This window comes from Fervidibacillus halotolerans, from assembly GCF_026547205.1.
In the GTDB taxonomy this organism is placed as follows: Bacteria; Bacillota; Bacilli; order Bacillales; family Caldibacillaceae; genus Fervidibacillus; species Fervidibacillus halotolerans.
The window spans coordinates 2,852,646-2,877,835 of the sequence record NZ_CP106877.1 but is presented as its reverse complement, the minus strand read 5'-3'; the positions used below and the strand labels follow the sequence as shown (position 1 = coordinate 2,877,835).

Sequence of the window (25,190 nt, the reverse complement as noted above, 5' to 3'; positions counted from 1 at the left end):
AGAAATTCAACAAATTCACGGAAATAAATTTACATTTCTTGAAAATTTTCAAAGTTCACTATTCTTATAAATCTTGTGCTGCTGTTTCAAGAGCATCGATAAATTGATCTACATCCTTTTGAGTGACAAAGATGTTAATTGCTTGGTTTACCCTTGTCAAAAACCCTTCCGGTGCTGCGGAACCATGAGCTAAACTTGGAGCTAAAGTACTCGATGAAAAATCAGCCATCGCATCTTGACCGTACTCGTCATATTTCGATTTGTCCGCATCGATTCGAGCAGGTATCGATCCTTTCAACGGATTAAACACATCTTGCCCTTCAACAGATCCTAGTACGGAAAGAAACTTTTTCACATCGTCCGGATTTTTAACCCCTTTCGGCAGTCCAAAAGTATCGGTAACAACCATAAAATACCCATCCGTTTCCGGAGAAGGAACGTAGCCAAAATCTTCGTTCACCTTTAGTTGAAGATCGTTAACAAAATAACCCTTTGCCCAGTCACCCATGATATTCATCGCCGCTTCTCCATTCGCTACGAGTTGGGATGCATCTTGCCAGTTTCTAGAACTATGGTCATCATTAATGTAATTTAACATTTCTTTAAATATTTCCGCAGCCTCAACAACTCGGTTATCGGTAAATGATAGTTCACCTGTCCACAATTTTCCGTAATTTTCTGGACCTAATTTTGCAAGCAATATATTTTCAAATACATGGGTTGCCGTCCATGGTTCTTTATCTCCTAATGCTAGAGGTGTAATTCCTTTTTCTTTCAACTGTTCAGCAACATCAAAAAATTCATCGAACGTCGTCGGTACGGACAAACCATTTTCTTCAAAAATTTTCTTGTTATACCAAAGTACATTACTTCGATGAATATTTACCGGAACGGAATAAATGTTTCCATCAACACTAACCATATCGATTAAATCTTGGGGAAACTTGTCATTCCAGCCTTCTTTTTCATATAAATCGTTGAGCGGTTCCATTTTTCCTGCGGCTACCCAGCTGGCATTTAATTCTTCTCCACCGTGAACTTGGAAAGTAGAAGGCGGATCATCCCCTTGCATCCGGCTAGCTAATACCGCTTTCGCATTTGTTCCAGCTCCACCCGCAACAGCCGCATTTTCCACTTCAATCTCAGGATATTTTTTTTCAAATAAGTCAATCAATGCCAAAAGACCGTCTTCTTCTCCAGCACCTGTCCACCAACTAAAAATTTCAAGTTTTGAGCTAGTCTCTTTCCCGTTATCACCCGTACCAGAACTTTCATTATTGCTATTACAAGCGGTCAAAAAAACGGAAAAGACAAATAAAACTGCAAACAACAAACGAAATTTCTTCACTCGCTTTTCCCCCTTTATCTTTGATAACGCTTTCAAGTTGATTGTACTCTTTTCTTAACTAACAAAACCTTTTTATTTTCTGTACTATTTTCATATCTTCTTCATTTTTTTAACATTTGGCTTTGATATTCCCTCGGTGAAAGATTGAAATATTTTTTAAATACACGACTAAAATAATTTGGATCCCGATAGCCAACTTGAAAACTAATTTCCTTAAAAGTCAAATCCGTGTTTAAAAGTAATTCTTTTGCTCGCCTCATTCTTAGTTCGGTTAAATAGTCCGTATAGGTTTTTCCCGTCTCTTCTTTAAATAATTTAGCAAAATAAGGAGTACTTAACTTGACATGTTCTGCCACTTCTTCAAGGCTGATTGAGTCATTGAATCGATTTTGGATATATTTTTTTGCTTTATCCACATACCCTTGTAAGGAAAAAAATTGTCGAGCTTGCAGAGAGCATAAATTAATAAATTCTTGCCAATCATCAAGTGACAATATATTTTTTATTTGAATTTGTTCAAGTTCAATTCCTTTTTCCCTCAATTGATTCCGAATCGAAAAATATAATTCTTGAAGTATTTCATTTTTCTCTTCTATTTTAAAAATCTGTTGAATGAAATCCATAACCATATACGTCTCGTTTTGCAAAAGTGCATCGATGATTTTCTCAAAATTCACCTTAGAATGTTTTGATGTCAAATTTGGAAAACCGTAACTGCCTATGGGATTTTCCTTCATTTGTGAAAGGGCAATCCGAGCTTCTTTAAAAGATTTCGGCATTTCTTCCAAACGAAAATATGGATAACCGACACCAATCCATTTCCTACCTTTTCCTAATAGGAAGAGTTTTCGTGCAAAGGTTAACAATTCTGCCTTTTCCACCTCGTTTTTATTCGTTATAAAATAAATTTGTTGATCATTTTTTTCATCTTGAATAAAGGAGCCTTCAGACCATTCATTTATTTTTTTAGATATTGTCATTTGATCCTCATCATTTTCGAATTCAATAACCATAAAAAAGGCTGCTTGCATATCCGGAAATAGTTCTAATTTTATTTTTTCTAATTCTTCGCTAAAATCGAAATCCATCAACTTATGCAGGAAATGTTTTTCAGCAATAATTTTAGACTCCCTTTCCTTTTCTAATTGCTTTTCCTCTTGTACGATTTCTTGGTACACTTTCAATAATGCTTCAATCGTCTCTTCCTTTGAGGCAGGCTTTAAAATATATTCCTTTACCCCTTCCTTCATTGCCCTTTTCGCATAATCGAATGAGTCATAAGCAGATACCATAATAAATTTCATTTCTGGGTACTTTTTCCTGATTATTTCAATTGCTTCGAGACCATTGATTCCCGGCATTTTTACGTCCATCAATATGACATTAGGATGTAATTCTTCTGCCATTTGGATCGCTTGCCTTCCATTTGCTGCTTCTCCACATACGATTCCTTTTCCAAAATGACTTTCAATTATTTTTTTCATTGCCTTCCGTTCAATCATTTCATCATCGACCAATAATATTTTCAAATCCATATGTTATCACCTCTCAAAACTGACCGGAGTATTTCAGTTTTCTCATATGAATGCTACGAATTTTTTTTCATATTTTTTAGGTAACAACAATCGAACGGTTGTGCCTTGATGAGGTTTCGATATAATATCCACGATATCCTTCCGATCATAAAAAAGCTTTAATCGCTTTATTACATTTTCTAGCCCTAACCCTGTCGTATGCCCAGCATGATTTTCATTTCCTTCAAAATCCATGTTTAAATATTTTTGGACTTTCTCTTCATCCATACCAATTCCATTATCCTTCACTTCAACTATGATCAACTCCTCAAACTCATATACGGACAATTGAATTTCTCCACCATCTTCTTTGCCTTCAACCCCGTGAATAAATGCATTTTCAACCAATGGTTGCAAAATTAAACGCGGTATGGGCAAATCAAGGCATTTTTCTTCAATATCTGTTTTAAAAGCAATCCGATCAAAAAAACGTGTACTTTGAATATAAAAATAGTTCTCAACCGAATGTACTTCTTCTTTCAAAGTGACCGATTGATTTAAATCTCCTAAACTATAACGTAATAAAGATGAAACAGAGCCAATTAATTTTGTCGTTTGATTAGCATTTTCTAAAAATGCCATCCTCGAAATTGTGTTCAACGTATTAAATAAAAAATGTGGATTAATTTGATTTTGCAAATGTTTCAATTCTAATTCCTTCAATAATTTTTCTTGCTCAGATTTTTCCTTTATTTCCTCAATCAATTCACGGATATTCGTTCGCATTCGATTAAACGTTTCTGCTAAAATTTTCATTTCGTCATTCGATTGGATTCGGACAGGTTCTCCATTAAAATTCCCCTTTGAAACCTCCTGAGCCATCGAGGTCAATGCTTGAATCGGCTCGTTCAACTCCTTTGAAAACCAAAGGGAAAAAAAGATTGCCAATAAAACGGATGTAGAGAATAAGGATATTATAAATTTTTGAAAGGATTGATTCCTCTCGTTTAATTGTTGGTAAAAAAATTGATACTCCGTTAATTCCAAATCAATTAAATCTAATGTCGTTTCTTTCAAATAACTGGCCGTATTTTGAACTTCTTCTAAATAAAAATGATATTGGTCGATATCATCCCTTATGGCGAAACCGATGGCCAATTCACCCTGCTCAATCAATGTTTCAATCATATTTTCGTATTTTTGAATCTGAAATTTGTCAATCTCAGGCATACTTTTTTCTAAAGAAGAAGCCTCGTTTTCCAACTTTTTTCGTATTTTGTGAAAATCTACAACGTAAACCGAATCCCGTTCTACTACAAACCTGGTAACTTTATCAGTTATTTCAACCGTTCGTTGAGAGATGGAATTTAACAAAAGAAACCGTTCAAAGCTGGAATTATATTCTTTCATTAATTGATTACTACTAAAAAAAATGGCAATGGAAACGATATTAAAAATGAATACGAATACAAAAAAATACGTAATGAGTTTACTCCGGATCGTCTTCATTAGAATAGGTCCCCTTTTGTTGAATAAGGTCTTCTATACGCCAAATCCCTGTTTCTGTATATTGCAACTTTTCAGGATGATTCCCTTCTTTTATATGGATCAATGTTTCCACCGATCGATATCCCATTTCATATGGATGCTGAACAACTAAGGCATCAATTTCTCCTTTTTTTAATAACTTCAATGTTTCTGGTAACGTATCAAAGGCGATAATGTAAGGGTCTAAATTTGGTTTTAACGTTCGAATAACTTGTGAAATTCCAATTCCATCCAAGGCACTCGTTCCATAAAAAGCGGTAATATCTGGATTTTCCTTTAGCAGATCATACGTTGCCTGTACTGCACCTGTTTTTGATATTTTTGATTCTTTTATACCGACAATTTCAATACGTTCTTCCTCCTCAATGGCATCTTTAAAACCATCCACCCGCAGTTGTTGATGTTCGGCATCTTTTCGTCCAATAACAACTCCAACTTGTTGTGGTCCTATTGTATCTTCAATAAGTGCTTTTCCTGCAATATACCCTGCTAGATAATTGTCTGTACCAATATACGCTTCTCTTTCGCTCTCCGGTAGGTCGGTATCAACCGTGACTACCGATATACCTTTATTAATAGCCTTATTAATCAAAGGTGTAAACTGCACATCTGCTATACCTTGGACCATAATCCCGTCAACTTTTCCAGCAATTACTTTATCCAGAACTTGGACATGTTCTTCCATATTGGCTCGACTCGGTCCAATGTATTCCAAATAAACCCTATATTTTTTTGCCGCATCTCGGGCTCCCTTTTCAACCGTTCTCCAATATTCATTATCTTCCTCTTCAGGAATTAAGACAAAATGGTAAGTATATTCCTTCTGTTCTTTATTCACCGTTTTATTTACCAAAAAAGTTTCCTTTCCATAGTAGACTACAAAAAATAAACTGACAAAAAAGAGTAGGATGATCATCAAATATATCCGATTTTTCATATTTACCTCACCTTATTTCGTTAAAAAAATGGTGCACCAAATTTGGAACACCTGTTTCCATATGATATGTTACATTAGCAATTTTTTATAATAATAAAACGCTATCTATATATCCATTATAAATAAAAGAGTTAAAATCCCTAATAAAAAAAGCCTTACGACAACCTCTCACTAAATCCCGGTTATCATAAAGCTTCTAGTTTTTTCATTTAATTCCCATGCCATATTTTCATGCGAGACCCCGACGATTTCAACATTGTTCTCTAAGCCCGGTGGAACAATATAATCATCAATTTGTTCATTCACTTCCGATTGGGTGAAAAATCCGACTAATAGTTTCTTTGCCTTTTTACGAACAAGGGGGAAGACCATCTCTTGTTGGGAAGCGACACTGCCAATTATGATTTTTCCAGGGCAAAGGATCACAATGCATTAGACGGGTGCCTGGGCGATATAATACGCCTCTAGCTCCCAAACTTCTTTTCGGTCCGTCAATTCAACACCCTTTTTTCCCCAACGTTTTTCGATCGCAGGACCGGATACCATCCCTTCGAGGCAGTCTTGATGGTAAGGACAAACCTCTTCGAAATGGTCATCCGGATGGCGACGAATGATAATGTGACCCATTTCCGGGTGGGAAAAAGATTTATATCACCGCTTCTACACCGATTTATGTTTAAAAAAATCTCTTTAAGATCCGTATTTACTTTGTTTACTAGCAATCACATAGCTTATTATCACGAGTCCGATGATGAAAGTTATAATTATAGCACCCGCTTGAAATAAAGGAACGGAGACCGGCTGAAATAAAACAAAATTTGGATTAAATGTAAATAGTTCATGACCAAAATTAGCCAGCAGATTTCGTAAATCGTATTTTCCTTGAATGGGAAGGAGAAAATTAATTGAAATGATAATCACTGATGGTAGTAAAGCACTTTTTACGATAAATCCAATACTTAATCCTAACATTGAAAATAAAAACGTAACAAAAAATGCAAACAAGATGATTTTCAATTGATTGGAATCTTCCCCTACATTCTCAACGACAAATTCGTTAATTGGTATATTTTTCTTTAATTTATCGAAGAAAATACGATGAATGATGAAAGATGCAATGGTTAGAATGAACATATTCACGATGGAAAATAACAATGTGGAAAAAATTTTACTCATAAAGATTGACTTGAATGTAGAATGAACTAATTTTTGTTTAAGCGTTTTGTATTGATAATCATATGTTGCGACAACAATACCATAAATCGAGAAAATGAATGGAAAAAAAACGAGAGACAACCATCCGAATGTATTATTTAAGACTTGATTGGCATGGAAAGCTTTAATGGAAGTTTGAACATTTTTAAAATCATAGGCAAGTACATTCTCTATTGTTTCGACATTACCATCATTGGAAATGCGCGGTGTCTTTTGTAGTTCTTCTTCAATATCAACTCCTTGATCCCTCATTTCCTGCTCAGTTTTTTGAAATAGTTGATAATTATTTACTGCATACTGATATAAAGAATGATAATTAATTATCGAAAGTATAAGGAAAAGAATCGTTATTAACAATAATAGTTTGGATTGCAATTGATAGGATAATTCTACCTTTGTTAAATGAATGAATTTATGATTCACCATTGTAAATCCTCTTAATCCTTTCATCAAGATGATCAGTCTCATATATTTTCTTATCATTTATAATAAATATGTGATCGTATATCGATTGATAAAATTCATAATGATGTCCCGTAACAATGATCGTTTTTGTCTTCGCCCATTCTGGTAAAAGTTTTTTCAATAAAATCATCGAATCATAATCCAACCCATTCGATATCTCATCTAAAATTAAATAAGATGGATTGGACAATAATGCCAACAATAGGGAAAGTTTTTTCTTTTCACCATAAGAATAAAATTGAACTTTATTATATAAAACATCTTGAATCATTAGTTTCTCTGCTAATTTTGTTACCAATTCCTTATCAATCTTTTTTTGATTAGACAACAATTTCAAATTAGCGAAACCCGATAACTTCGTATAAAAAGGGGGATGATCAAATACTACTCCAATCCGGTCCCGAATGTTATTCAAAGATTTGGAGTCGAACAAAATATCCCCCTTATATAATTCTAATTGAATTAAACACTTTATTAATGTCGTTTTGCCGGAGCCATTCGCTCCAATCAAATAATTAATTCGATTTGAGTGGAAATCTACATTTACATTGTCAAAAATAACTCTTTTTTTAAATGATTTCGTTAAATTACGAATACGAATCAACATGATCACCTAAATTTCTAGTGAAATAAGTGGATAAAGGATTCCTTTTGAAGAAGTTTGTCCATTAAAAAGGGTTAATCCTTATCTATCCTGTTTTTTCCGCTATCATAATGTATATAACAAATACCTGTTCATATACTCTCATGTCGCCCATTTTGTTAGTTCACCCGCTCCAATAAACATTTTGTGTCTATAAATATATTCAAAATTTGTGAAGACGGATGAATCTGTTATTTCCATTCTCTTACTATTAAACACTACCTCTTTTGTCCGTAAGTTACAGGATATTTTACTTTATAAAAAGCAGAAATAATAGGAAGATGACGATCCCGATCATCAAAAAGAAGGAAAGCATGATGAAACGTTTTATTCGATTTTCTGTGATTTTTTGATTTGTATATTGTCCTCTTAATCCCTCAATGGGTGAGATGGAAGCTGCTTTTTCTGCAGGGATGACCGATGCAATTAGTGCAACGGTAATAGGAATCAAGCCTGTAAATAAAATACTGACTAAAATTTCAGTTTCAAGCTGGCTATATTGCCTCATTAGAATACTTATAGTTCCAACAATTGCAAGTAAGCTTGCACCAAATCCAATCAGAATACCTTCTGTCCAAATAAGCATACGGATGCTTCGATTTTTCCAGCCGATCGCCTTTAGCAGAGCGATTTCTTCTGTTCGTTCCGATATGTTTTGCCACATAATTTCGATCGTAGTTAAAATAGCAATCAGTAAAGATACGGTTACAGCAGTATAATGGACAGGTCCCACTTCCATAGCCACATATTGTCCAAGTAATGTCGTGTACATCGTTCCACGAAGGGAAATGGTAATGTATAGGAATAAAGCAAGTAAACTCGCTGGCATCGCAATCGCAACAATCGATAAAACATTTCGTTTCCATTTTCCAAAAAAGTGGTTCATAGCCATGGAGAAAATCCCGCTCGTTTTTAAGAACTTTTTACTTGTGACAATAATTTCTCCACTTCGGATCGCTTCCATCGGTGAAATATTCCGAACGAGGAGTGCTGGAATAATTGCACCGATTAAATAAATGATTAGACTCAGGAATCCGATAAGAAGGAACCGTGTTACCGAAACGGAAACTTCTTCTGTTAAATAGACAAAACCGAGCATCATCCAAGAAATTATGGTCGCCAGGCTACCTAAAATGCCAGCTTCTACAAACATGAGTTTACTTAATTGCCTAGGTCTCCAGCCTACTGCTAACAAAACAGCAAACGCCTTTCGTCTTGTCAGTAACGAAACGAGGCTCATTGCCCAGACGTATACAATCGCAACTGCTATGACACAAAAGATCAGAATCGAATATCCCACTTTCGCTTCTTTAAATATTGTGATTGAAGAGCCCAATTTAATCCACGGTTGTTGAATCCACCCTAAAGCATTGTTATTATTTATGGATGGAACATGAACTAATGTAAGATGGGGAGAAGATCCGAGTGTAATATCTGTTTCCAATCCCGTTTTTTCTTCAATTTCTGTTGCAACTTTTTCTATTTTTTCCTGACTTTCCTCATTTAATTCCTCTACACCTGCCACTTTAACCCGAATGGCCGAAATCGGTTTTTCCCCGGCGATTAATGCTGCAGCATCCAACGTCGTCAACATGGTAGGAGGATTGCCTAAAAAACTACTCGGATTAATTTCTGGATTCATTACCTCAGGCGGATTTATAGGCTTAAGATTTTCATCAATTACTAATTCAGCAGTTGCGGGTCGGTAAGTTTCCATCGGTAATTCACTAAGGGGATCTTTCGATATATTTAATTTACTAGGATCGTAGATTCCAATCCAATTTGGTTGAATCTTAATCGGTTGTCCATCATCTTGCCGATCATAATCAATTTGTTCACGAAATCCTTCAATATTTCGTTCTTGATTATAAACTACTTTCTCCAGTTCATAAGCATAGGGCCAATTTTCAGGAAAAGGGCTCGTAACCGCTTTATAACTTAATCCACTCGGTTTATGTAAAAGAGGAATATCGATATATCCTAAGTGGTTTTCCGTATACGGTTCTCCCGTTTCTATATCATATCCTGAAAGACTATTCACTAAACGAGCGTAAATTTCTTTGTCACGATAAGAAAATGTTTGAACGATTTTCCCTTTCACATTATTTAAATATTTTTCTCCGCCCTTTTCTTCGACCATTGCCAAAGTTTCCCTTGCTGTTTCGATATCGTCAAAGGGCAAATCCAATTTCTCAATTTTATAATTCGCTAAATAATTTGTATAAGTCTGAGAGCTTACGATAACGGGTATGGAGGAACTGTAAATTTCTGGTTCCCCAGTTTCAGAAGCCTCAACATTAAGTAAAATATTTTCACTTATATCATCATCGGTTAAATATCGACTCGTACCTATGGATAGCATCGCCTGATCGAGTCCAACTAATTTCGCTTCTTGTTCAGGATCAATTCCTGCAAGTAATAGATTCCAAGTTGTAAAGTATGTTTCAAAGGGGAACCCCAAAAAATAGTGTCCATTTGTTTCGATAAATTTTTCCTGTATAACCTAATCATTACCCCGTGAAAAATATGTTGTGGTAACATTTTTCTTTTCTTTTATACCGATATGATTTATCTCTTCGGTCACAAGTCTATAAATGCCATTACCCTCTAGTTCGAGATCTTGTAAGTCGATTGAAAAAAGTAAATACCCGATTATCGCAATCGGTGCGGCTACATCAACGCCGTCGATCTCTTTTATTTGTTCATATTGCTCAATGCTAATCCCACCTGAAAGTCCACTCAAAAAATTCGGATCCAGTAAGTTGTCTTTTTCAGTAATACTGCGGGTTCCAGCAGGGCGCACAACGATATCATAGGATGCCTGCCAACGTTTTTGTAGCTCATCGACGATGGTCGTTTGCGTTGCATGGGATAAGCCAACTAAATAAAAAAGTCCAGCAGCGATCAGAAGAACACCGACAATTAAAAAAATAAAATTTCCTTTTTTCCGCCACCAGTTTTTCCAGATGAACCGAATCATGTTCCACCACCTTGGCATTCATCCGATATGACCGTACCATCTTTTATTGTAATGATGCGATTAGCGTTTGCTGCTAAATTGGGATCGTGTGTTACAAATAAAACGCTACATCCGTCTTGTTCATTTAATTCCTTTAATAATTCATAAATACGTTTTCCTGTTTCTGTATCCAAATTTCCAGTTGGTTCATCGGCCAATAACCAGCTCGGTTTATGAACGATCGCCCTTGCAATCGCTACTCTTTGCTGTTCACCACCCGATAGTTGGGAAGGAAGGGCATCCATTTTATTCGCCAACCCAACTCGTTTCAGTACCTCTTGTGCCCGCTCCTTTTTATTGAAAGAAACTCTTCGGGAAAATAAAGGGGAAAGAACATTTTCCAATGCTGTTAAAGTCGGAAGGAGATGAAATTGTTGAAAAATAAAGCCGATGTTGGAAAAACGAAAGTCAGCAATTTTATTTGCTCCTTTGTTCATGATTTCTTCTTTGTTATATAAAATCTTACCGGATGAGGGCTTGTCAAGCGTTCCGATTAAATTTAATAAAGTGGATTTTCCAGAACCGGAGGGACCAACAATGGCCGTAAATTCCTGCTGATGAAAATTTAAATGGATATCTTTTAGAGCATCTGTTACAGTACCGTCTCCCTTATATTCTTTATTTACTCCAATAAGTTGAATTTCTGTAACCATAGCATCATCCCTAATTTATTAATGATAGAATCTGTTAAATAAAATAATAATTGTTTTTTTTGAATTGTCAATTATTTGAATATACATAAAACTAAAACGTCGGTACCGTCAAGAATTTTGTGTAAGGTTCTATAGAATATCCTCCCTCAGATTATGCATTTATTGATCTGTCTCCCATTAGAAGACTGAAAATCCAGCTTCTTAATTTATTGAGAAACGAGTATAGCTAATTAAATACATGAGGACTCATTAAAAAAGCTTTATGATAATCGGTCACCAAAACCGTCATCATAAAGCTTTTCTTTTCTTATTTTGATTCCAATGCCATTTTTGCTAAAACGAGACCGCCGACGATTCCAGCATTATTTTCCAGTCCCGGTGGAACGATATAATCATCAATTTGTTCAGTTACTTCCGGTTGGGTGAAATATCCTCCTAATAGTTCTTTTACCTTTTCACGAACAAGGGGGAAGATCGTCTCTTGTTGGGAAACACCACCGCCGATAATGATTTTTTCTGGGCAAAGGATCATAATGTATTGAACGAGTGCCTGGGCGATATAATACGCCTCAAGCTCCCAAACTTCTTTTCTCTCCGACAACTCAATCCCCTTTTTCCCCCAACGTTTTTCGATCGCAGGACCGGATGCCATCCCTTCGAGGCAGTCTTTATGGTAAGGACAAACCCCTTCGAAACGGTCATCCGGATGACGACGAATAATAATGTGACCCATTTCCGGGTGGGAAAAACCTTCCAGTAATTCTCCGTTAATGACCGCTCCTGCACCGATTCCCGTTCCAACTGTAATGTACAGGCAACTATCCGTATGTTTCGCTGCTCCATAAGCGTATTCCCCTAAAGCCGCAGCATTGACATCCGTCGTAAAACCTGTGGGTACTTGCAATTGTTCTTGAATTTTTTCTAAAAACGGGTAGTTTTTCCAAGGTAATTTCGGTGTATTTAAAATATTTCCGTACGTCGGGCTCGATTTTTTCACATCGATCGGCCCAAAGGAACCAATTCCCATCGCTTCGATTTCATGTTTTTGGAAAAAAGCGAGCACTTCTGGAATCGTTTCATCCGGTGTTTTCGTTGGAATCGTAATCCAATCGATAATCTCCCCTGATTCTGTTCCAACAGCGCAAACAAATTTCGTTCCACCTGCTTCAATGGATCCTAGTTTCACAATCATCGCTCCTATTGTATTCGGTTGGAAATGATTTATTAGATATTCATTTTATGTTCAATATCACACAAAACATGCCAGGAACATTACGGATGGGCGACAATCAGTTCCAATTCACCTTTCATTGTAAATTGATGAACGGTTGCAGGAATGATGAAATGGTCACCCTTTTTCACACGATAAGTTTTTCCATCGATCTCTAAAGAGCCGTCCCCTGACAAAGCGCTCATTAATAGAAACGGATGCGTTTGAGTGTAATGGAGATCTCCGTCTATATCCCATTTATATACGGAAAAATATTGAGCTTGGACAAAGGTCGTAATTTCCGCTCCTTCCCTTTTTTCCGTAGTTATATTAAGTTGAGGATCTTGATGGGGGATGGTAGTAACATCGATCGCCTTATCTAAATGTAATTCCCGCTTATTTCCGTTCGCATCCGTCCGATCATAATCATAAACACGATAAGTCGTATCCGAACTTTGTTGAGTTTCAAGGACGAGTGTCCCTTCACAAAGTGCGTGGATGGAACCACTCGGTACGTAGAAGAATTCTCCTTTTTTAATTGGGACTCGACGTAACAATTGATCCCAATTCCCTGCTTCAATTTGGTGAACGAATTCTTCCTTCGTTTTCGCTGTATGACCGAAAACAAGTTCCGCTCCTTCTTTACAATCGATAATATACCAACATTCCGTTTTTCCAAGTTCACCGTTTTCATGTTCCTTGGCATAGGCATCATCTGGATGAACTTGAACAGAAAGGTCTGCATTAGCATCCAAAATTTTTGTGAGTAACGGAAAAACATCCCCTTCAAGATTGCCAAAAAGTTCCCGATTTGATCCCCACAGTTCACCTAATGTTTTTCCAGCGAATGCTCCGTTTTTCACAATACTTTGCCCATTTGGATGTCCGGATATAGCCCAGCATTCTCCTGTCCGATCAGAAGGTATCTCATAGCCATAAACATCCCGTAAAGCCGTTCCTCCCCAAATTCGTTCTTGAAATACCGGTTGTAAAAATAATGGTTCTTTCATTTTTACCCTCCATTATAATCGTTGGACTTTCATATTTTTTGCTCATAAATGCTATTTTTACTATAAAGGAAAAATACATAAAAATCCACAGGATGAAAACGGATCGTGCGGTCTTTTTATAAAATGTAAATTAAACTTTTTTGGATTCCTATTCCTTTTTTATTAAAAAAATTTCTCCAAACAACATTGATCGGAAGCAAAGACACTTACAGAACTGAAATAAATGTTTCGGATTTTAAACATTTTTTCATTGCATTTAAACAATTTTTTTCACAAATTTAAACAATACTATTCCAGATTGAAACAAAAATTGGACAGTTTTAGACAAATGAAGAGAATAGGATAGGGTTTAGTATTCGATGACTCGATTTTTCACAATTCATTTAAATCGGCCATTTTTCGACGAATTTCAACGGTTTTTTAGGACTTTTTTCCTGATTATTAGTAAAAAAGGCCGGTTTTTTTAATAAATTGAACATTTTTTCTATGAAAGAATGAAAAAGTACAATATAATAGACTCAAACAGATTCATCCGATTCGGAGGCTTAAGTATGCAACAATTTAAAGATTTCGGAGTAATTTTTAACGAAAAGGGTCAGGTAATCGAAAAGGTAGAAACAGGAGACATGACTATTGAATTATTAGCATCTTATGATGGTACAGAGGTTATAAAACATACTTTATCGAAAAATACACGATGGGGAATAGGCCCTGTTGAAGGTTGGAACGGACTAGAATTTATTTATATCTTAAATGGTGAAGCAAAGTTAATCATCAATAACCAAGAAATAGAACTCCATCAGGGTGATAATATTAGTGCATTATCAATTAAAGATAATTGCATAATTCAATCAGTAAATCAATTAGAGTTTTTATACATCTCATCTCAACCTATTTTTCATCACTATAGCAATATAGTAAAAGAAATTAAGAATTTAAGTATAATTGTCGAAGAAAAGGACGGTTATACGAAAAATCATTGTTCGCGAATTATGCGCTATTCTATGATGATTGGAGAGAAACTACAATTAAAACTAAAAGATTTACATACTTTAAATATAGGTTCGTATTTACACGACATAGGAAAAGTTCGCATTCCTGATCATATCTTAAAAAAACCTGGTAAATTAACTGATGAAGAGTGGGAAATTATTAAAAAACATCCGATATACGGCAAAGATATTTTAATTGATTCCGGAATCCCAATTTTAAAAGAGGCGGCTGTTATCGTCGAACAGCATCACGAACGTTATGATGGAAGTGGCTACCCTTATGGTTTGAAAGGAGACGAAATTCATATCGGTGCTGCCATCGTAGCCGTTGTCGATTCCTTCGATGCAATGACGACGGACCGTATTTATCGGAAAGCTTTATCGAAGGAAGAAGCCATGGAAGAAATCGTTCGGAATAGTGGAACATTGTATCATCCGAAAGTTGTACAAGCCTTTCTATCGGTAATTGGCGGGGAATCCGCTGAAAATAAATTATTTAAAGGAGCGAGTAGAAGATGAAAAAATTACTTATTGCCTTATTATTAACTACTACTCTTGTACTTGCCTTGCCAGCGGAAAAGGATACGGCAATGGCAGCGTACAATCCGGAAAACGATATTTATCTCGAATTTACTTTACCTTTTGACATCCCGTTTTTAACGGAAGAACTTGCGTATTATTTATTTGATATTCAAGAAGCGCTCCATGCGTATTTACGGGAACATCACGATATCGATTTGGAATATAGTTATATTTGGATCGTGGTAAATGGGAAACCGGTACTTGCGATTGATCCTCCTCTGTATTTTGTCGGGGATAACGATTAATTTTGAAGGGATATAATTCCCTTCTTTTTTTATTTCATAACAAAATTCAAGGGTGTATTAAAGTTATGTTTAAAAATCATTGTTAAACTTAAGTTGTCATATCCACTATAATTATTTTCATTATACAGTACGTCCATTGAACATTTTCAAATTTCACAGTAGCATTTAAAAAATATCACTTTTGAAATTCATAAGAAAACTCCAGTACAATAAAAAAATAACATAGTGGATGAGGTGAGTTGTGATGAAAAAAAATGAATACATACAATTAGACGCTGTAGAAATTTCTACGTTAATTAAAAGGAAAGAAGTTCATGCAAAGGAAATTGTAATGGCTGCGATTGAGCGATTGGAGGAAGTGAATCCAACCATCAATGCTGTCGTCCATGAACGAATTGAGCGAGCTTTGCAAGAATTAGATTCCCTCGACGCGAAAACTCCTTTTTACGGTGTACCCTTATTATTAAAAAATATATCCCAAAATGTAAAGGGAGAACCAATTACTTCAGGTTCTCGATTATTAAAAAATCATATTGCCGACCACGATGCCCATTTTGTAAAAACCCTTCGCGATGCTGGTTTTTCTATTTTGGGGCATACGAATACACCAGAATTCGGGTTAAAAAATATTACCGAACCAGAAATTTATGGACCGACGAGAAATCCATGGAATACTAATTATTCTCCCGGTGGGTCTAGCGGAGGTTCAGCAGCCAGTGTTGCAGCAGGCATCGTACCCGTCGCGGGAGCTAGTGATGGTGGTGGCTCCATTCGTATTCCTGCATCCTTTACTGGTTTATTCGGATTAAAACCGACACGTGGCAGAACACCCGTTGGACCAGGATATGGAAGGGCTTGGCAAGGGGCCGCAATCAATTTTGTATTAAGTCGTAGTGTAAGGGATAGTGCTGCATTACTTGAGCTATTGCAAACCGTTCAGCCAGAAGCAGCTTTTCAAACCCCATTATTTACCGAGGGTTATGTAAACGTGCTAAACAAGCCACTGAAAAAAACACTGCGGATTGCCTATTCAACAAAATCACCTGTTGATACCCCCGTCAGTGATGAAGCAAAGAAGGCGGTAGAAAAAATAGTTAAATGGCTCGATCGCCAAGGACATATAATTGAAGAACGAGAATTACCAATCGATGGAATTCAATTAATGAAAGATTATTACATAATGAACAGTGGAGAAATGAATGCCACCGCTCGCAGTTTGGAAAAGGCTTTTGGTAGGGTTTTGACAGAAAATGATATGGAAATTGAATCCTGGGTTCTTCACGTCGCAGGAAAATCGCTTTCTGCAGCTGAATACGCTGAAAGTTTGGCTTCATGGGATCTTGCAGCGGAAAAAATGGCCAATTTCCATCGTCACTTCGATTTTTTTATTACACCAGCGACGGCATTTCCAGCACCAAAAGTCGGTGAACTAACCCATTCTAAAGATGCCCAATTGGAATTACAAAAAAACATTGCAAATGCAAGCAAAGAAGAGCAACAACAGATCATTTACGACATGTTTTTACCAAGTTTGACATATACCCCTTTTACCCAATTGGCCAATTTAACGGGACAACCTGCTATGTCTGTACCGATTCATGTGACAGCTGACGGCCTACCAATAGGTGTACAGGTGATGACACAAAAAGGGGAAGAACACCGCCTACTACAACTTGCCGCCCAAGTTGAACAAACGGACCTGTGGATTGGCATGAAAGGAAATCCAATGTTTAAAGACTAATTGGATCTTTTATACGTGCCTATTTTAAATATAAATATTGTTTCTTATTTAAAAAGGAGATATCCGATAAGCCCGTAAGTCGATGAAAGAGAAGGTTGCCGCAATTGACAGCAACAGCACGAATCGAAGGCCCACAGACGAGCATTCGAATCGAAAAGGCTAGGCCGTGTCTACGAAAAAGCGTCTGTCTTTTGTTATACGTGTATGAACCAAAAACGACATTATTTTAGAAAATCCTTGTTATTTTCAAACGAAGAATGGGTGTCCCAGCTACTTTTGGGACACCCTCTTTTTGAGATGAAGGAATGTTTATTGTTTTGTTATCTCCCGTACTTTTTCCATGACGGAAGATTGCAACTGATCGAGTAATCTTTCACTTTCATTTAACGTTTTTCCCTTAACAGCGAAATAAAATTTGCACTTCGGTTCCGTTCCCGATGGTCTGACACAAAACCAAGAGTCGTCTGCTAGGTAAAATTTCAATACATTCGATTTTGGAAGACTAATTGGACTTAATTTTCCATCGGCAAATTCTTTTCGTATACTTTTCTTATAATCTTCCATAGCAATAATTTCAGTTCCAACAATTTCCTTCGGTGGATGATTCCTAAACTCGTCTAAAATACGGGCAATTTGTTCGGAACCTTCCTTACCCTTTAAGGTTAAAGATTGCATCGATTCTTTATAATAACCGTACTTTTCATAAACATCCATTAACGCATCATACAAATTTTTCCCTTGAAGCTTGTAAAAGGCAGCTACTTCACATGCGAATAAAGCGGCTTGGATCGCATCTTTATCCCGAACAAAATCACCGATTAAATATCCATAACTTTCTTCATATCCGAATTGAAAAACGTGTTCGCCTGTCGAATGATATTGTTTGATTTTTTCACCAATAAATTTAAAGCCCGTCAACGTATCCACAGTCGGAAGTCCGTAACTTTCTGCAATTTGTCTACCAATTTCTGACGTAACAATCGTTTTCAAAACAACACCATTTTCTGGCAACATTCCTTTTTCCTTTTTTTGGGATAATAAATAATGGAGCATGATTGCACCCGTTTGATTACCGGTTAGTACTTGATATTCACCTTCGCTATTTTTAACAGCTACTCCTAATCGATCGGCATCCGGATCGGTTCCAATTAAAAGATCCGCATCGATTTCTCTCCCATAACGAATGGCCAATTCAAATGCTGCATGTTCCTCAGGGTTCGGCGATTTGACCGTCGAAAAATTCGGATCGGGCATTTCTTGTTCTTTTACAACGGTAACATTTTCAAAGCCAAATAATTTTAAGCCTTGTTGAATCAAGCGGTTGGATGTTCCGTGTAATGGAGTAAAGACAATCTTTAAATCCTTCCCTACTTTTTTAATCAATTCCGGATTGATACTGATCGATTTCACATGTTCCAAGTATTCCCGGTCAATCTCTTCTCCAATATATTCTAATAATCCCTTTTCTAACAGTTGTTCCTTTGTCAGCGCAGGAATCGTTAATTCATCCGACACTTCGTTGACAAAATTCGTTAATTGATCGGCCTGTTTCGGAGGTAATTGTCCCCCATCATCCCCGTATACTTTATATCCGTTATATTCCGGCGGGTTGTGGCTCGCTGTAATCACAACCCCCGCAGCTGCCTTCAAATATCGTACCGCAAAGGACAATTCCGGTGTCGGGCGTAATTCTTTAAACAAATACGATTTAATTCCGTAATTTCCGACCGTTTTTGCTGTCTCTAATGCAAACTCAGGTGACATATGTCTTGAATCATAGGCGATGACAATTCCCCTTTTCGCAAAGTCCTCCCCTTTGTTTAACAAATAACGGGCTAATCCAACAGAGGCTTTCCGAACAGTATACACGTTCATACGGTTCGTACCTGGTCCGATTTCTCCCCGCATTCCACCTGTGCCGAATTCCAAATTTTTATAAAACAGCTCTTCCAAACTCGATTCATCATCTTTAATTTTCGTTAGTTGTTGTTTCAAATCTTCGTCCAAATCTTGAAATTGAAGCCACTTATCGGCGGTTGCTTTCCAACTCATTGTCAACCCCTCCATTAATATACTATGATTGCAATAAACACATATTTTATTATAGCAAAGAAACAACTGACCAGGCATCCATTTTAAGAAATATCCATATTTGGTTCTTATACAATTTCTACTTTCTAAGTTTTTTGATGAACAATGACAAAAGGGAATAAAAAATTTAGTCATCTAGTAAACCTTGTTCAAACGAAACTCATTTTACATTAAACCATACCATCTCAATAATTTTCTTTTAAAAATGCTATAATAAAATAGATTGTGAAATGAATATCACAAATTATTGGAGGAGAGATCGAATGGTTATAGCAAACAAACCGGATGCGCTTATCTTTGACATCGATGGAACGATTTTTCAGACTGAATCGATTTTAAATGATGTATATTTTTTAACTTTTCAATCATTAAAAGAAAAGGGATATTTTCATGGTGATATTCCTCCAATTGAAAAAATGTACCGCTGTTTAGGTATGATCTTAGATGAAATTTGGGATAAATTACTTCCCGGAGCATCACAGGAAGCTCGAGATTATGCCAGTAAACGAATGTTAGAATTGGAAATGGAAGCATTAAAAAATGGAAATGGGAACTTATATCCTGGGGTTAGGGAAACATTACAAACCCTTCATCAAAGGGGATATCGACTGTTTGTTGCTAGTAACGGATTGGAAGATTATGTGAAAGGCGTCGTTAATTATTGTGGTTTAGAAGGATTGTTTGAAAAAGTTTATTCAGCCGATGAGTTCCAAACAACTTCTAAAGTGGATCTAGTCAAATTAATTCTTGAGAACCACGGATTGAAACATGCATGGATGATCGGTGATCGTTCGTCAGATGTGGAAGCGGGAAAACAAAATAACCTCTTTGTTGTTGGCTGTGACTATGCAACATTTAAAAAAGATGGCGAACTAGACGGAGCGAATTTAGTTATAAATGAAATGAAGGAATTATTAACATATCTATAAATTATTTAAAATCTAACTTTTGGAGTGATATATTTTGGTACGTTTTGGTATTATCGGAACAAATTGGATTACTGAAAAATTTATTGATGCTGCATCAAAAATTGATGGTTTTAAATTAACAACTGTTTACTCCCGTACAGAAGAAACAGCAAAACAGTTTGCAGAAAAATTCGGAGTTCAAAACATCTATACGGACTTAGAGAAAATGGCTCAGTCTGATGAAGTGGATGCGGTGTATATCGCTAGCCCAAATGCCTTCCATGCCGAACAATCCATTTTATTTTTACAAAACGGAAAACATGTCATTTGTGAAAAACCACTGGCTTCCAACTCCAAGGAAGTTGAACGGATGATTCAAGTAGCAAAAGATCATAAAGTTTTGTTAATGGAAGCGATGAAGTCCACATTTATTCCTAGTTTTATCAGTATTCAAAACAATTTACATAAAATAGGAAAAACCCGTCGGTATTTTGGTAATTTTTGCCAATATTCCTCTCGCTATGACAAATATAAAGAGGGGATTATTCTCAATGCCTTTAAACCGGAATTGTCGAACGGTGCATTAATGGATATCGGTGTTTACTGTATTTATCCGATGGTTACTTTATTTTGTGAACCGAAAGAAATAAAAGCAAATGCCTATATGTTGGAATCGGGAGTGGATGGATCGGGTAGTATTTTATTCCGCTACGATGATATGGAAGGTGCTGTTCATTTCTCTAAAATCACAAATTCTTTTATTCCCTCCGAAATTCAAGGGGAAAAGGGAACGATTATTATCGATAAAATCTCAAGTCCAAGTGATGTGAAAATCCATTATAACGATGGTACGATTGAAGATATTAGTCAAAGCCAAGTGGAAAATACGATGTATTATGAAGCAAAAGCATTTATCGAAACCATTGAACGTGGAGAAACGGAATCTTCCGTAAATACGTTCCATCGGTCTTTGACAACGGCCAAAATCATGGAAGAAGCACGGAAGCAAATTGGTCTCAAATTTCCAGCAGATGAAAATTAGGCTATTTATTTATTGGAAACCATCTTCTTTATATAATTAATAAGCACCCCTAATAAGGAAGGTGAACCTTTACAGGCCTAACTTAATGAGTGTCAAGGTTCACCTTTTCGTATCGGATTTTTTTTGATGTAAAAATCTTTTCCACCTAGTAGGAAGGAATCGTTCGTCGAGTACATGTTAAGTACATAATGATAATTCGTAAACTTTTGTTAAACGCTTTTTAATTAAAACAGGCTGCTTAAAGAAGTATGTTACTTCCTATGCAGCCTTTTCTAAACTCAATTCTCTGAGAACGCACGTTTGATGTCATCTAATTTCAAATCACTCGTGCAACTGACGACGAGATCGGCCCTTGCTAACTGTTCTGCATTTCCAACACCGACGGCAAACATCCCTGCACGTTTAATTGCCTCAACGCCTGCTTGAGCATCTTCAACGCCGACACAGTTTTCGTAAGGAACATTTAATTGATCCGCTGCTTTTAAAAACACTTCCGGATCCGGCTTACTATTTTTTACCGTAGCCGCATCAACAATCGTGTCAAAATAGTGACCAACACCAAGCCTTTCGATGACCGTAAACGCGTTTTTACTTGCGGAAGCTAACCCTATTTTGATTCCGTTTTCTTTAATCTCTCGCATAAAATTTTCTATGCCAGGAAGCAAATCTTTCGGTGTAATTTTTTGAATCAGTTGTTTATACATTTCATTCTTCTTTTCAGCAAACTGTTCCTTTTCTTCCATTGTATAGACGTTCGACTTGTTTCCGTAAGCTAAAATTCTTTCCAATGATTCCATCCGACTAACACCTTTTAATTGTTCATTAAATGTCCGATCGAAGGGAATGCCTAACTCTTCACCCAACTGTTTCCATGCCAAATAATGGTATTCAGCTGTATCGGTAATTACGCCATCCAAATCGAAAATTATCGCTTTTATTTCTTTCATGCCTCTGCTCCTTTTCCAAATCGGATTATTCTTTTCGGTAGTTTTCACAAGAATTTGGGTATCATTTTTCTTTGCTATGGAAATACAAGCATGTAAAAGTGCAAACGTTTTTCTTCTTATAATCGTGGGATCATAGAGCGGGCAAAATTCACTCTTTTCTCATATTACTTATTTTTATTTGATTTGTCTAGATAACCTTGCTTAAGATTGACCGTACGTTGCATTACATTTTTGTGAAAATAGGAAAGCACTTATGAACCATTTTTTCAATACAAAATATGATAATAAAGAAATGGGCCCATGCTGTTGCCAATAGTACTGATTCACTTTAATATAAAGATGGTGAGTGTTCTTTCATCAACTTTAAATAAAGGAATGACAAGAATGGATAACAAACGGATATATGAAGACTTACTGGAAATAATCGATAAAGACCAAATTGCCATAAATGAAATTTTAAAAAATCATACGTATACAAGGCTTGGTGGCAAAGCAGATTTTTTCGTCACACCAACGAAATATGAAGAAGTTCAACGTTTAGTCTCATATTGCAAAAAAAATAAAGTACCACTAACTTTATTAGGAAACGGATCGAATTTAATTATTCGGGACGGGGGAATTCGTGGAGTCGTATTGTCATTAAAACATTTAAACAAAATTACCGTAACTCGTACATCGATTACCGCACAAAGTGGTGCAGCAATCATCGACACATCCAGAAAAGCATTGGATGCAAGCTTAACCGGTCTCGAATTCGCCTGTGGTATTCCCGGAACAGTCGGTGGAGCCCTTTTCATGAATGCGGGTGCCTATGGTGGGGAAATAAAAGATGTACTTGATTATTGTATCGTCGTTGACAAAAACGGCCAACTTGTAAAAAGAGAAGCTTCCGAATTGGACTTAGGCTATCGCCATAGCAATATCGGTGAACGGGGAGATATCGTATTGGAAGCTACTTTTCAATTAAAAAAAGGAAACTATTCGGAAATTAAAGCGGTTATGGATGATTTAACATACCGTAGAGAATCTAAACAGCCATTGGAATATCCATCTTGTGGTAGTGTGTTTAAAAGACCTCCAGGTTATTTTGCTGGAAAATTAATTCAAGACAGTAATCTCCAAGGAGTCCGTATCGGTGGCGCAGAAGTATCAAAAAAACATGCAGGATTTATCGTCAATATTGATCATGCTACCGCATCCGAATATATCGCACTAATTGAACACGTCCAAAAAACGGTGAAAGAAAAGTTCAACGTCCAATTGGAAAGGGAAGTTCGAATTATCGGAGAAGATCCAGAAAAGTAATCTGACCGTATTGATATGACAACTTCCCAGTACACGGAGAAATTCATTCACCCCAAAAAATGAAAAAATTTACACAAAATATTTTCAACAAAAAATGATCAATCCGAATATGCACGTAAGTATATACGGATTGATCATTTTATCTTATGAAAACCTTATCCCTTTTCACTCTACGTATTCAGTTAGCACACTAAAAAAACATTATTCTTTTTGAAACGTCCAATTAATAATGAATATACTTACCAGATATGCTTAGCTCGTTCCCTCAAACTTACTGAAAAATATTTGTAAACTCTTTTTTATCGATTAACTAAAAAGAAATTCACTCCAAATGTAATCGGGCTTTACTCTCGTATTTACCTGATATTAAGCTAACGAAAACATAGAAAACGAGGGACAAAACAATCGGTATAACGACGGTATGCATGCCAAAAGCGTTCGGATAAAAGGTGTGGAACATAATATACGATCCAACCCCAACGATCATAGAAGCGATCGCACCATATTTGTTTCCGCCCTTCCAATACAGACCGAAAATGACCGGCCAAATAAAGGCTGACTCCAATCCACCAAAGGCAAATAAATTTAACCAGATTAAAAAATTCGGTGGACTTAAACTGATTAAGAAAACGATGATTCCCAAAATTGCTGTGACGAAAAAACTAACATTCTTCATTTTCTTTTCTGAAGCATTGGGATTGATAAAACTAATATATACATCTTTCACTACTGCCGAACTAACCAAAATAAGCAACGAATCCACAGTTGACATAATCGCTGCCATCGGTGCTGTTAATACAAGTCCCGCTAAAACTGGCGGCAATACTTCCATAGCAATGGTCGGCATAACTGTATCTCCGACTTCAATTCCTGGAATAATTGATCGAGCAAAAGCACCAATCAAATGCATACCGAGCATAATAAAGCCGACGAAGATCGTACTATAAATGATGGCCCGATGCATCGCCTTCGCATTTTTATACGACATGGCACGAACAGTTACTTGAGGTAATCCGACAACACCGACTCCGACTAAAATCCAGAAGGAAGAAACGTAAAGAGGTGTGAGGTCTCCTTCTGCACCGAAAGGACTAACTAAATTCGGGTTTTCCGCAGTTAAATCTGCCATAATATTACCAATGCCACCACCGGCAATAATGGTAGCAATTAGCAAAAGTATCGTACCAACAAACATAATACTTCCTTGAATCGCATCCGTTACTGCAACGGCACGAAATCCACCAATAACAACGTAAATGAGAACGGCTAATGCAAAAATAAATAATGCACTGTTATAGGAAATCCCTGTAATCGATTCGATTAAACGGGCTCCTCCGACCCATTGAGCCGCCATAGCAGAAAATAAAAAGATAATAATACTTAATGCACCGATGATCCCTACTGTTGTACTACGATATCTCGCCTTTAAAAAGTCATTTAACGTTATCGCTTCATACTTTCTCGCCACAATAGCAAATTTTTTTCCTAAAACCATCAATACAAAATATCCTGCTGGGAGTTGGGCCATCGATAATAGAACCCAACCGAGACCTTTTGAATAGGCAACACCTGGGCCCCCGATAAAGCTACTAGCGCTTCCGTATGTAGCCATCATCGTCATCGCTAAAATATATCCACCGATTTCTCTACTTCCCAAAAAATATTCATTTAAGAACACATGCTTCTTTTTCATCCTAGAATTAGAAGACCAAATACCGACACCTAAAATTACAATAAAAAAAAGAATTAACGGAAAAAGAACTCCCCAATTCATA

Annotated in this window: 21 protein-coding genes; 6 read left to right on the top strand and 15 right to left on the bottom strand. The window is 36.5% G+C overall.

The features are described 5' to 3' along the window. Positions 1-64: 64 nt before the first annotated feature. The 12 genes from OE105_RS13575 to manA all read right to left on the bottom strand — a co-directional run bounded on the left by OE105_RS13575 (position 65) and on the right by manA (position 13,562). On the bottom strand, positions 65-1,348 hold the full coding sequence (locus OE105_RS13575) for an ABC transporter substrate-binding protein (RefSeq protein ID WP_275420665.1): 1,284 nt from the start codon (positions 1,346-1,348) through the stop codon (positions 65-67). Positions 1,349-1,449: 101 nt separating this feature from the next. Beyond that, on the bottom strand, positions 1,450-2,883 hold the full coding sequence (locus OE105_RS13570; RefSeq protein WP_275420664.1) for a response regulator: 1,434 nt from the start codon (positions 2,881-2,883) through the stop codon (positions 1,450-1,452). Positions 2,884-2,925: 42 nt separating this feature from the next. Continuing rightward, positions 2,926-4,371 (bottom strand): sensor histidine kinase, encoded by a 1,446-nt coding sequence (locus OE105_RS13565; RefSeq protein WP_275420663.1) that lies wholly within the window; start codon positions 4,369-4,371, stop codon positions 2,926-2,928. Then, positions 4,352-5,347, bottom strand: a complete 996-nt coding sequence (locus OE105_RS13560) for a sugar-binding protein (RefSeq protein WP_275420662.1) — start codon at positions 5,345-5,347, stop codon at positions 4,352-4,354. The genes OE105_RS13565 and OE105_RS13560 overlap by 20 nt, the downstream gene beginning before the upstream one ends. 432 nt (positions 5,348-5,779) lie before the next feature. Beyond that, positions 5,780-5,974, bottom strand: coding sequence for an ROK family protein (locus OE105_RS13555; protein WP_275420661.1), 195 nt, complete (start codon positions 5,972-5,974; stop codon positions 5,780-5,782). A gap of 63 nt (positions 5,975-6,037) precedes the next feature. Next, complete coding sequence (locus OE105_RS13550; protein ID WP_275420660.1) at positions 6,038-6,988, bottom strand: ABC-2 transporter permease; 951 nt, start codon at positions 6,986-6,988, stop codon at positions 6,038-6,040. After that, the gene (locus OE105_RS13545; RefSeq protein ID WP_275420659.1) at positions 6,975-7,634 is read right to left on the bottom strand and encodes an ATP-binding cassette domain-containing protein; all 660 of its coding nucleotides are present in this window, start codon (positions 7,632-7,634) and stop codon (positions 6,975-6,977) included. The genes OE105_RS13550 and OE105_RS13545 overlap by 14 nt, the downstream gene beginning before the upstream one ends. A 286-nt stretch (positions 7,635-7,920) precedes the next feature. Then, positions 7,921-10,131, bottom strand: coding sequence for an ABC transporter permease (locus OE105_RS13540; RefSeq protein ID WP_275420658.1), 2,211 nt, complete (start codon positions 10,129-10,131; stop codon positions 7,921-7,923). A gap of 42 nt (positions 10,132-10,173) precedes the next feature. Continuing rightward, complete coding sequence (locus tag OE105_RS13535; protein WP_275420657.1) at positions 10,174-10,650, bottom strand: hypothetical protein; 477 nt, start codon at positions 10,648-10,650, stop codon at positions 10,174-10,176. Continuing rightward, positions 10,647-11,342: an ABC transporter ATP-binding protein gene (locus OE105_RS13530; RefSeq protein ID WP_275420656.1), complete on the bottom strand. Its 696-nt coding sequence runs from the start codon at positions 11,340-11,342 to the stop codon at positions 10,647-10,649. Before OE105_RS13530 ends, OE105_RS13535 begins: the two co-directional genes overlap by 4 nt. Positions 11,343-11,649: 307 nt before the next feature. Continuing rightward, positions 11,650-12,534 carry an ROK family protein gene (locus OE105_RS13525; RefSeq protein WP_420842547.1) on the bottom strand — a complete coding sequence of 295 codons (885 nt, stop codon included), beginning with the start codon at positions 12,532-12,534 and terminating at the stop codon, positions 11,650-11,652. An 80-nt stretch (positions 12,535-12,614) separates the two neighbouring features. Continuing rightward, positions 12,615-13,562, bottom strand: coding sequence for a mannose-6-phosphate isomerase, class I (gene manA / locus OE105_RS13520; RefSeq protein ID WP_275420655.1), 948 nt, complete (start codon positions 13,560-13,562; stop codon positions 12,615-12,617). Positions 13,563-14,113: 551 nt separating this feature from the next. On the opposite strand from manA, the gene OE105_RS13515 reads away from it, so the two are divergent. The 3 genes from OE105_RS13515 (at position 14,114) to OE105_RS13505 (ending at position 17,122) form a co-directional block, all read left to right on the top strand. Continuing rightward, positions 14,114-15,073 (top strand): HD domain-containing phosphohydrolase, encoded by a 960-nt coding sequence (locus tag OE105_RS13515; protein ID WP_275420654.1) that lies wholly within the window; start codon positions 14,114-14,116, stop codon positions 15,071-15,073. Next, positions 15,070-15,381 carry a hypothetical protein gene (locus OE105_RS13510; RefSeq protein ID WP_275420653.1) on the top strand — a complete coding sequence of 104 codons (312 nt, stop codon included), beginning with the start codon at positions 15,070-15,072 and terminating at the stop codon, positions 15,379-15,381. Before OE105_RS13515 ends, OE105_RS13510 begins: the two co-directional genes overlap by 4 nt. 244 nt (positions 15,382-15,625) lie before the next feature. Further along, positions 15,626-17,122, top strand: a complete 1,497-nt coding sequence (locus OE105_RS13505; RefSeq protein WP_275420652.1) for an amidase — start codon at positions 15,626-15,628, stop codon at positions 17,120-17,122. A 309-nt stretch (positions 17,123-17,431) separates the two neighbouring features. Here the strand turns inward: OE105_RS13505 and OE105_RS13500 are convergent, their stop codons facing one another. Further along, positions 17,432-19,174 (bottom strand): phospho-sugar mutase, encoded by a 1,743-nt coding sequence (locus tag OE105_RS13500; RefSeq protein ID WP_275420651.1) that lies wholly within the window; start codon positions 19,172-19,174, stop codon positions 17,432-17,434. Positions 19,175-19,476: 302 nt separating this feature from the next. Between OE105_RS13500 and OE105_RS13495 the strand changes: the two genes are divergently transcribed. Beyond that, positions 19,477-20,142: an HAD-IA family hydrolase gene (locus tag OE105_RS13495; RefSeq protein ID WP_275420650.1), complete on the top strand. Its 666-nt coding sequence runs from the start codon at positions 19,477-19,479 to the stop codon at positions 20,140-20,142. A gap of 34 nt (positions 20,143-20,176) precedes the next feature. Continuing rightward, on the top strand, positions 20,177-21,163 hold the full coding sequence (locus OE105_RS13490; protein WP_275420649.1) for a Gfo/Idh/MocA family protein: 987 nt from the start codon (positions 20,177-20,179) through the stop codon (positions 21,161-21,163). Between the two features lie 278 nt (positions 21,164-21,441). On the opposite strand, the gene pgmB is transcribed toward OE105_RS13490, so the two are convergent. After that, positions 21,442-22,110: a beta-phosphoglucomutase gene (gene pgmB / locus OE105_RS13485; RefSeq protein WP_275420648.1), complete on the bottom strand. Its 669-nt coding sequence runs from the start codon at positions 22,108-22,110 to the stop codon at positions 21,442-21,444. Positions 22,111-22,494: 384 nt separating this feature from the next. Between pgmB and murB the strand changes: the two genes are divergently transcribed. After that, a complete protein-coding gene (gene murB, locus OE105_RS13480) occupies positions 22,495-23,415 on the top strand; it encodes a UDP-N-acetylmuramate dehydrogenase (RefSeq protein WP_275420647.1) in 921 nt (306 codons plus the stop codon). Between the two features lie 322 nt (positions 23,416-23,737). On the opposite strand, the gene panF is transcribed toward murB, so the two are convergent. Further along, positions 23,738-25,189: a sodium/pantothenate symporter gene (gene panF / locus OE105_RS13475; protein WP_275420646.1), complete on the bottom strand. Its 1,452-nt coding sequence runs from the start codon at positions 25,187-25,189 to the stop codon at positions 23,738-23,740. Position 25,190: the final 1 nt, after the last annotated feature.

Coding starts and splice junctions, on each gene's coding strand:
- OE105_RS13505 (WP_275420652.1), top strand. CDS start 15,626: ATGAAAAAAAATGAATACATACAATTAGACGCTGTAGAAATTTCTACG.
- OE105_RS13515 (WP_275420654.1), top strand. CDS start 14,114: ATGCAACAATTTAAAGATTTCGGAGTAATTTTTAACGAAAAGGGTCAG.
- murB (WP_275420647.1), top strand. CDS start 22,495: ATGGATAACAAACGGATATATGAAGACTTACTGGAAATAATCGATAAA.
- pgmB (WP_275420648.1), bottom strand. CDS start 22,110: ATGAAAGAAATAAAAGCGATAATTTTCGATTTGGATGGCGTAATTACC.
- manA (WP_275420655.1), bottom strand. CDS start 13,562: ATGAAAGAACCATTATTTTTACAACCGGTATTTCAAGAACGAATTTGG.
- OE105_RS13510 (WP_275420653.1), top strand. CDS start 15,070: ATGAAAAAATTACTTATTGCCTTATTATTAACTACTACTCTTGTACTT.
- OE105_RS13530 (WP_275420656.1), bottom strand. CDS start 11,342: ATGGTTACAGAAATTCAACTTATTGGAGTAAATAAAGAATATAAGGGA.
- OE105_RS13570 (WP_275420664.1), bottom strand. CDS start 2,883: ATGGATTTGAAAATATTATTGGTCGATGATGAAATGATTGAACGGAAG.
- OE105_RS13500 (WP_275420651.1), bottom strand. CDS start 19,174: ATGAGTTGGAAAGCAACCGCCGATAAGTGGCTTCAATTTCAAGATTTG.
- OE105_RS13555 (WP_275420661.1), bottom strand. CDS start 5,974: ATGGGTCACATTATCATTCGTCGCCATCCGGATGACCATTTCGAAGAG.
- panF (WP_275420646.1), bottom strand. CDS start 25,189: ATGAATTGGGGAGTTCTTTTTCCGTTAATTCTTTTTTTTATTGTAATT.
- OE105_RS13565 (WP_275420663.1), bottom strand. CDS start 4,371: ATGAAGACGATCCGGAGTAAACTCATTACGTATTTTTTTGTATTCGTA.
- OE105_RS13545 (WP_275420659.1), bottom strand. CDS start 7,634: ATGTTGATTCGTATTCGTAATTTAACGAAATCATTTAAAAAAAGAGTT.
- OE105_RS13495 (WP_275420650.1), top strand. CDS start 19,477: ATGGTTATAGCAAACAAACCGGATGCGCTTATCTTTGACATCGATGGA.
- OE105_RS13525 (WP_420842547.1), bottom strand. CDS start 12,534: ATGATTGTGAAACTAGGATCCATTGAAGCAGGTGGAACGAAATTTGTT.
- OE105_RS13560 (WP_275420662.1), bottom strand. CDS start 5,347: ATGAAAAATCGGATATATTTGATGATCATCCTACTCTTTTTTGTCAGT.
- OE105_RS13535 (WP_275420657.1), bottom strand. CDS start 10,650: ATGATTCGGTTCATCTGGAAAAACTGGTGGCGGAAAAAAGGAAATTTT.
- OE105_RS13550 (WP_275420660.1), bottom strand. CDS start 6,988: ATGGTGAATCATAAATTCATTCATTTAACAAAGGTAGAATTATCCTAT.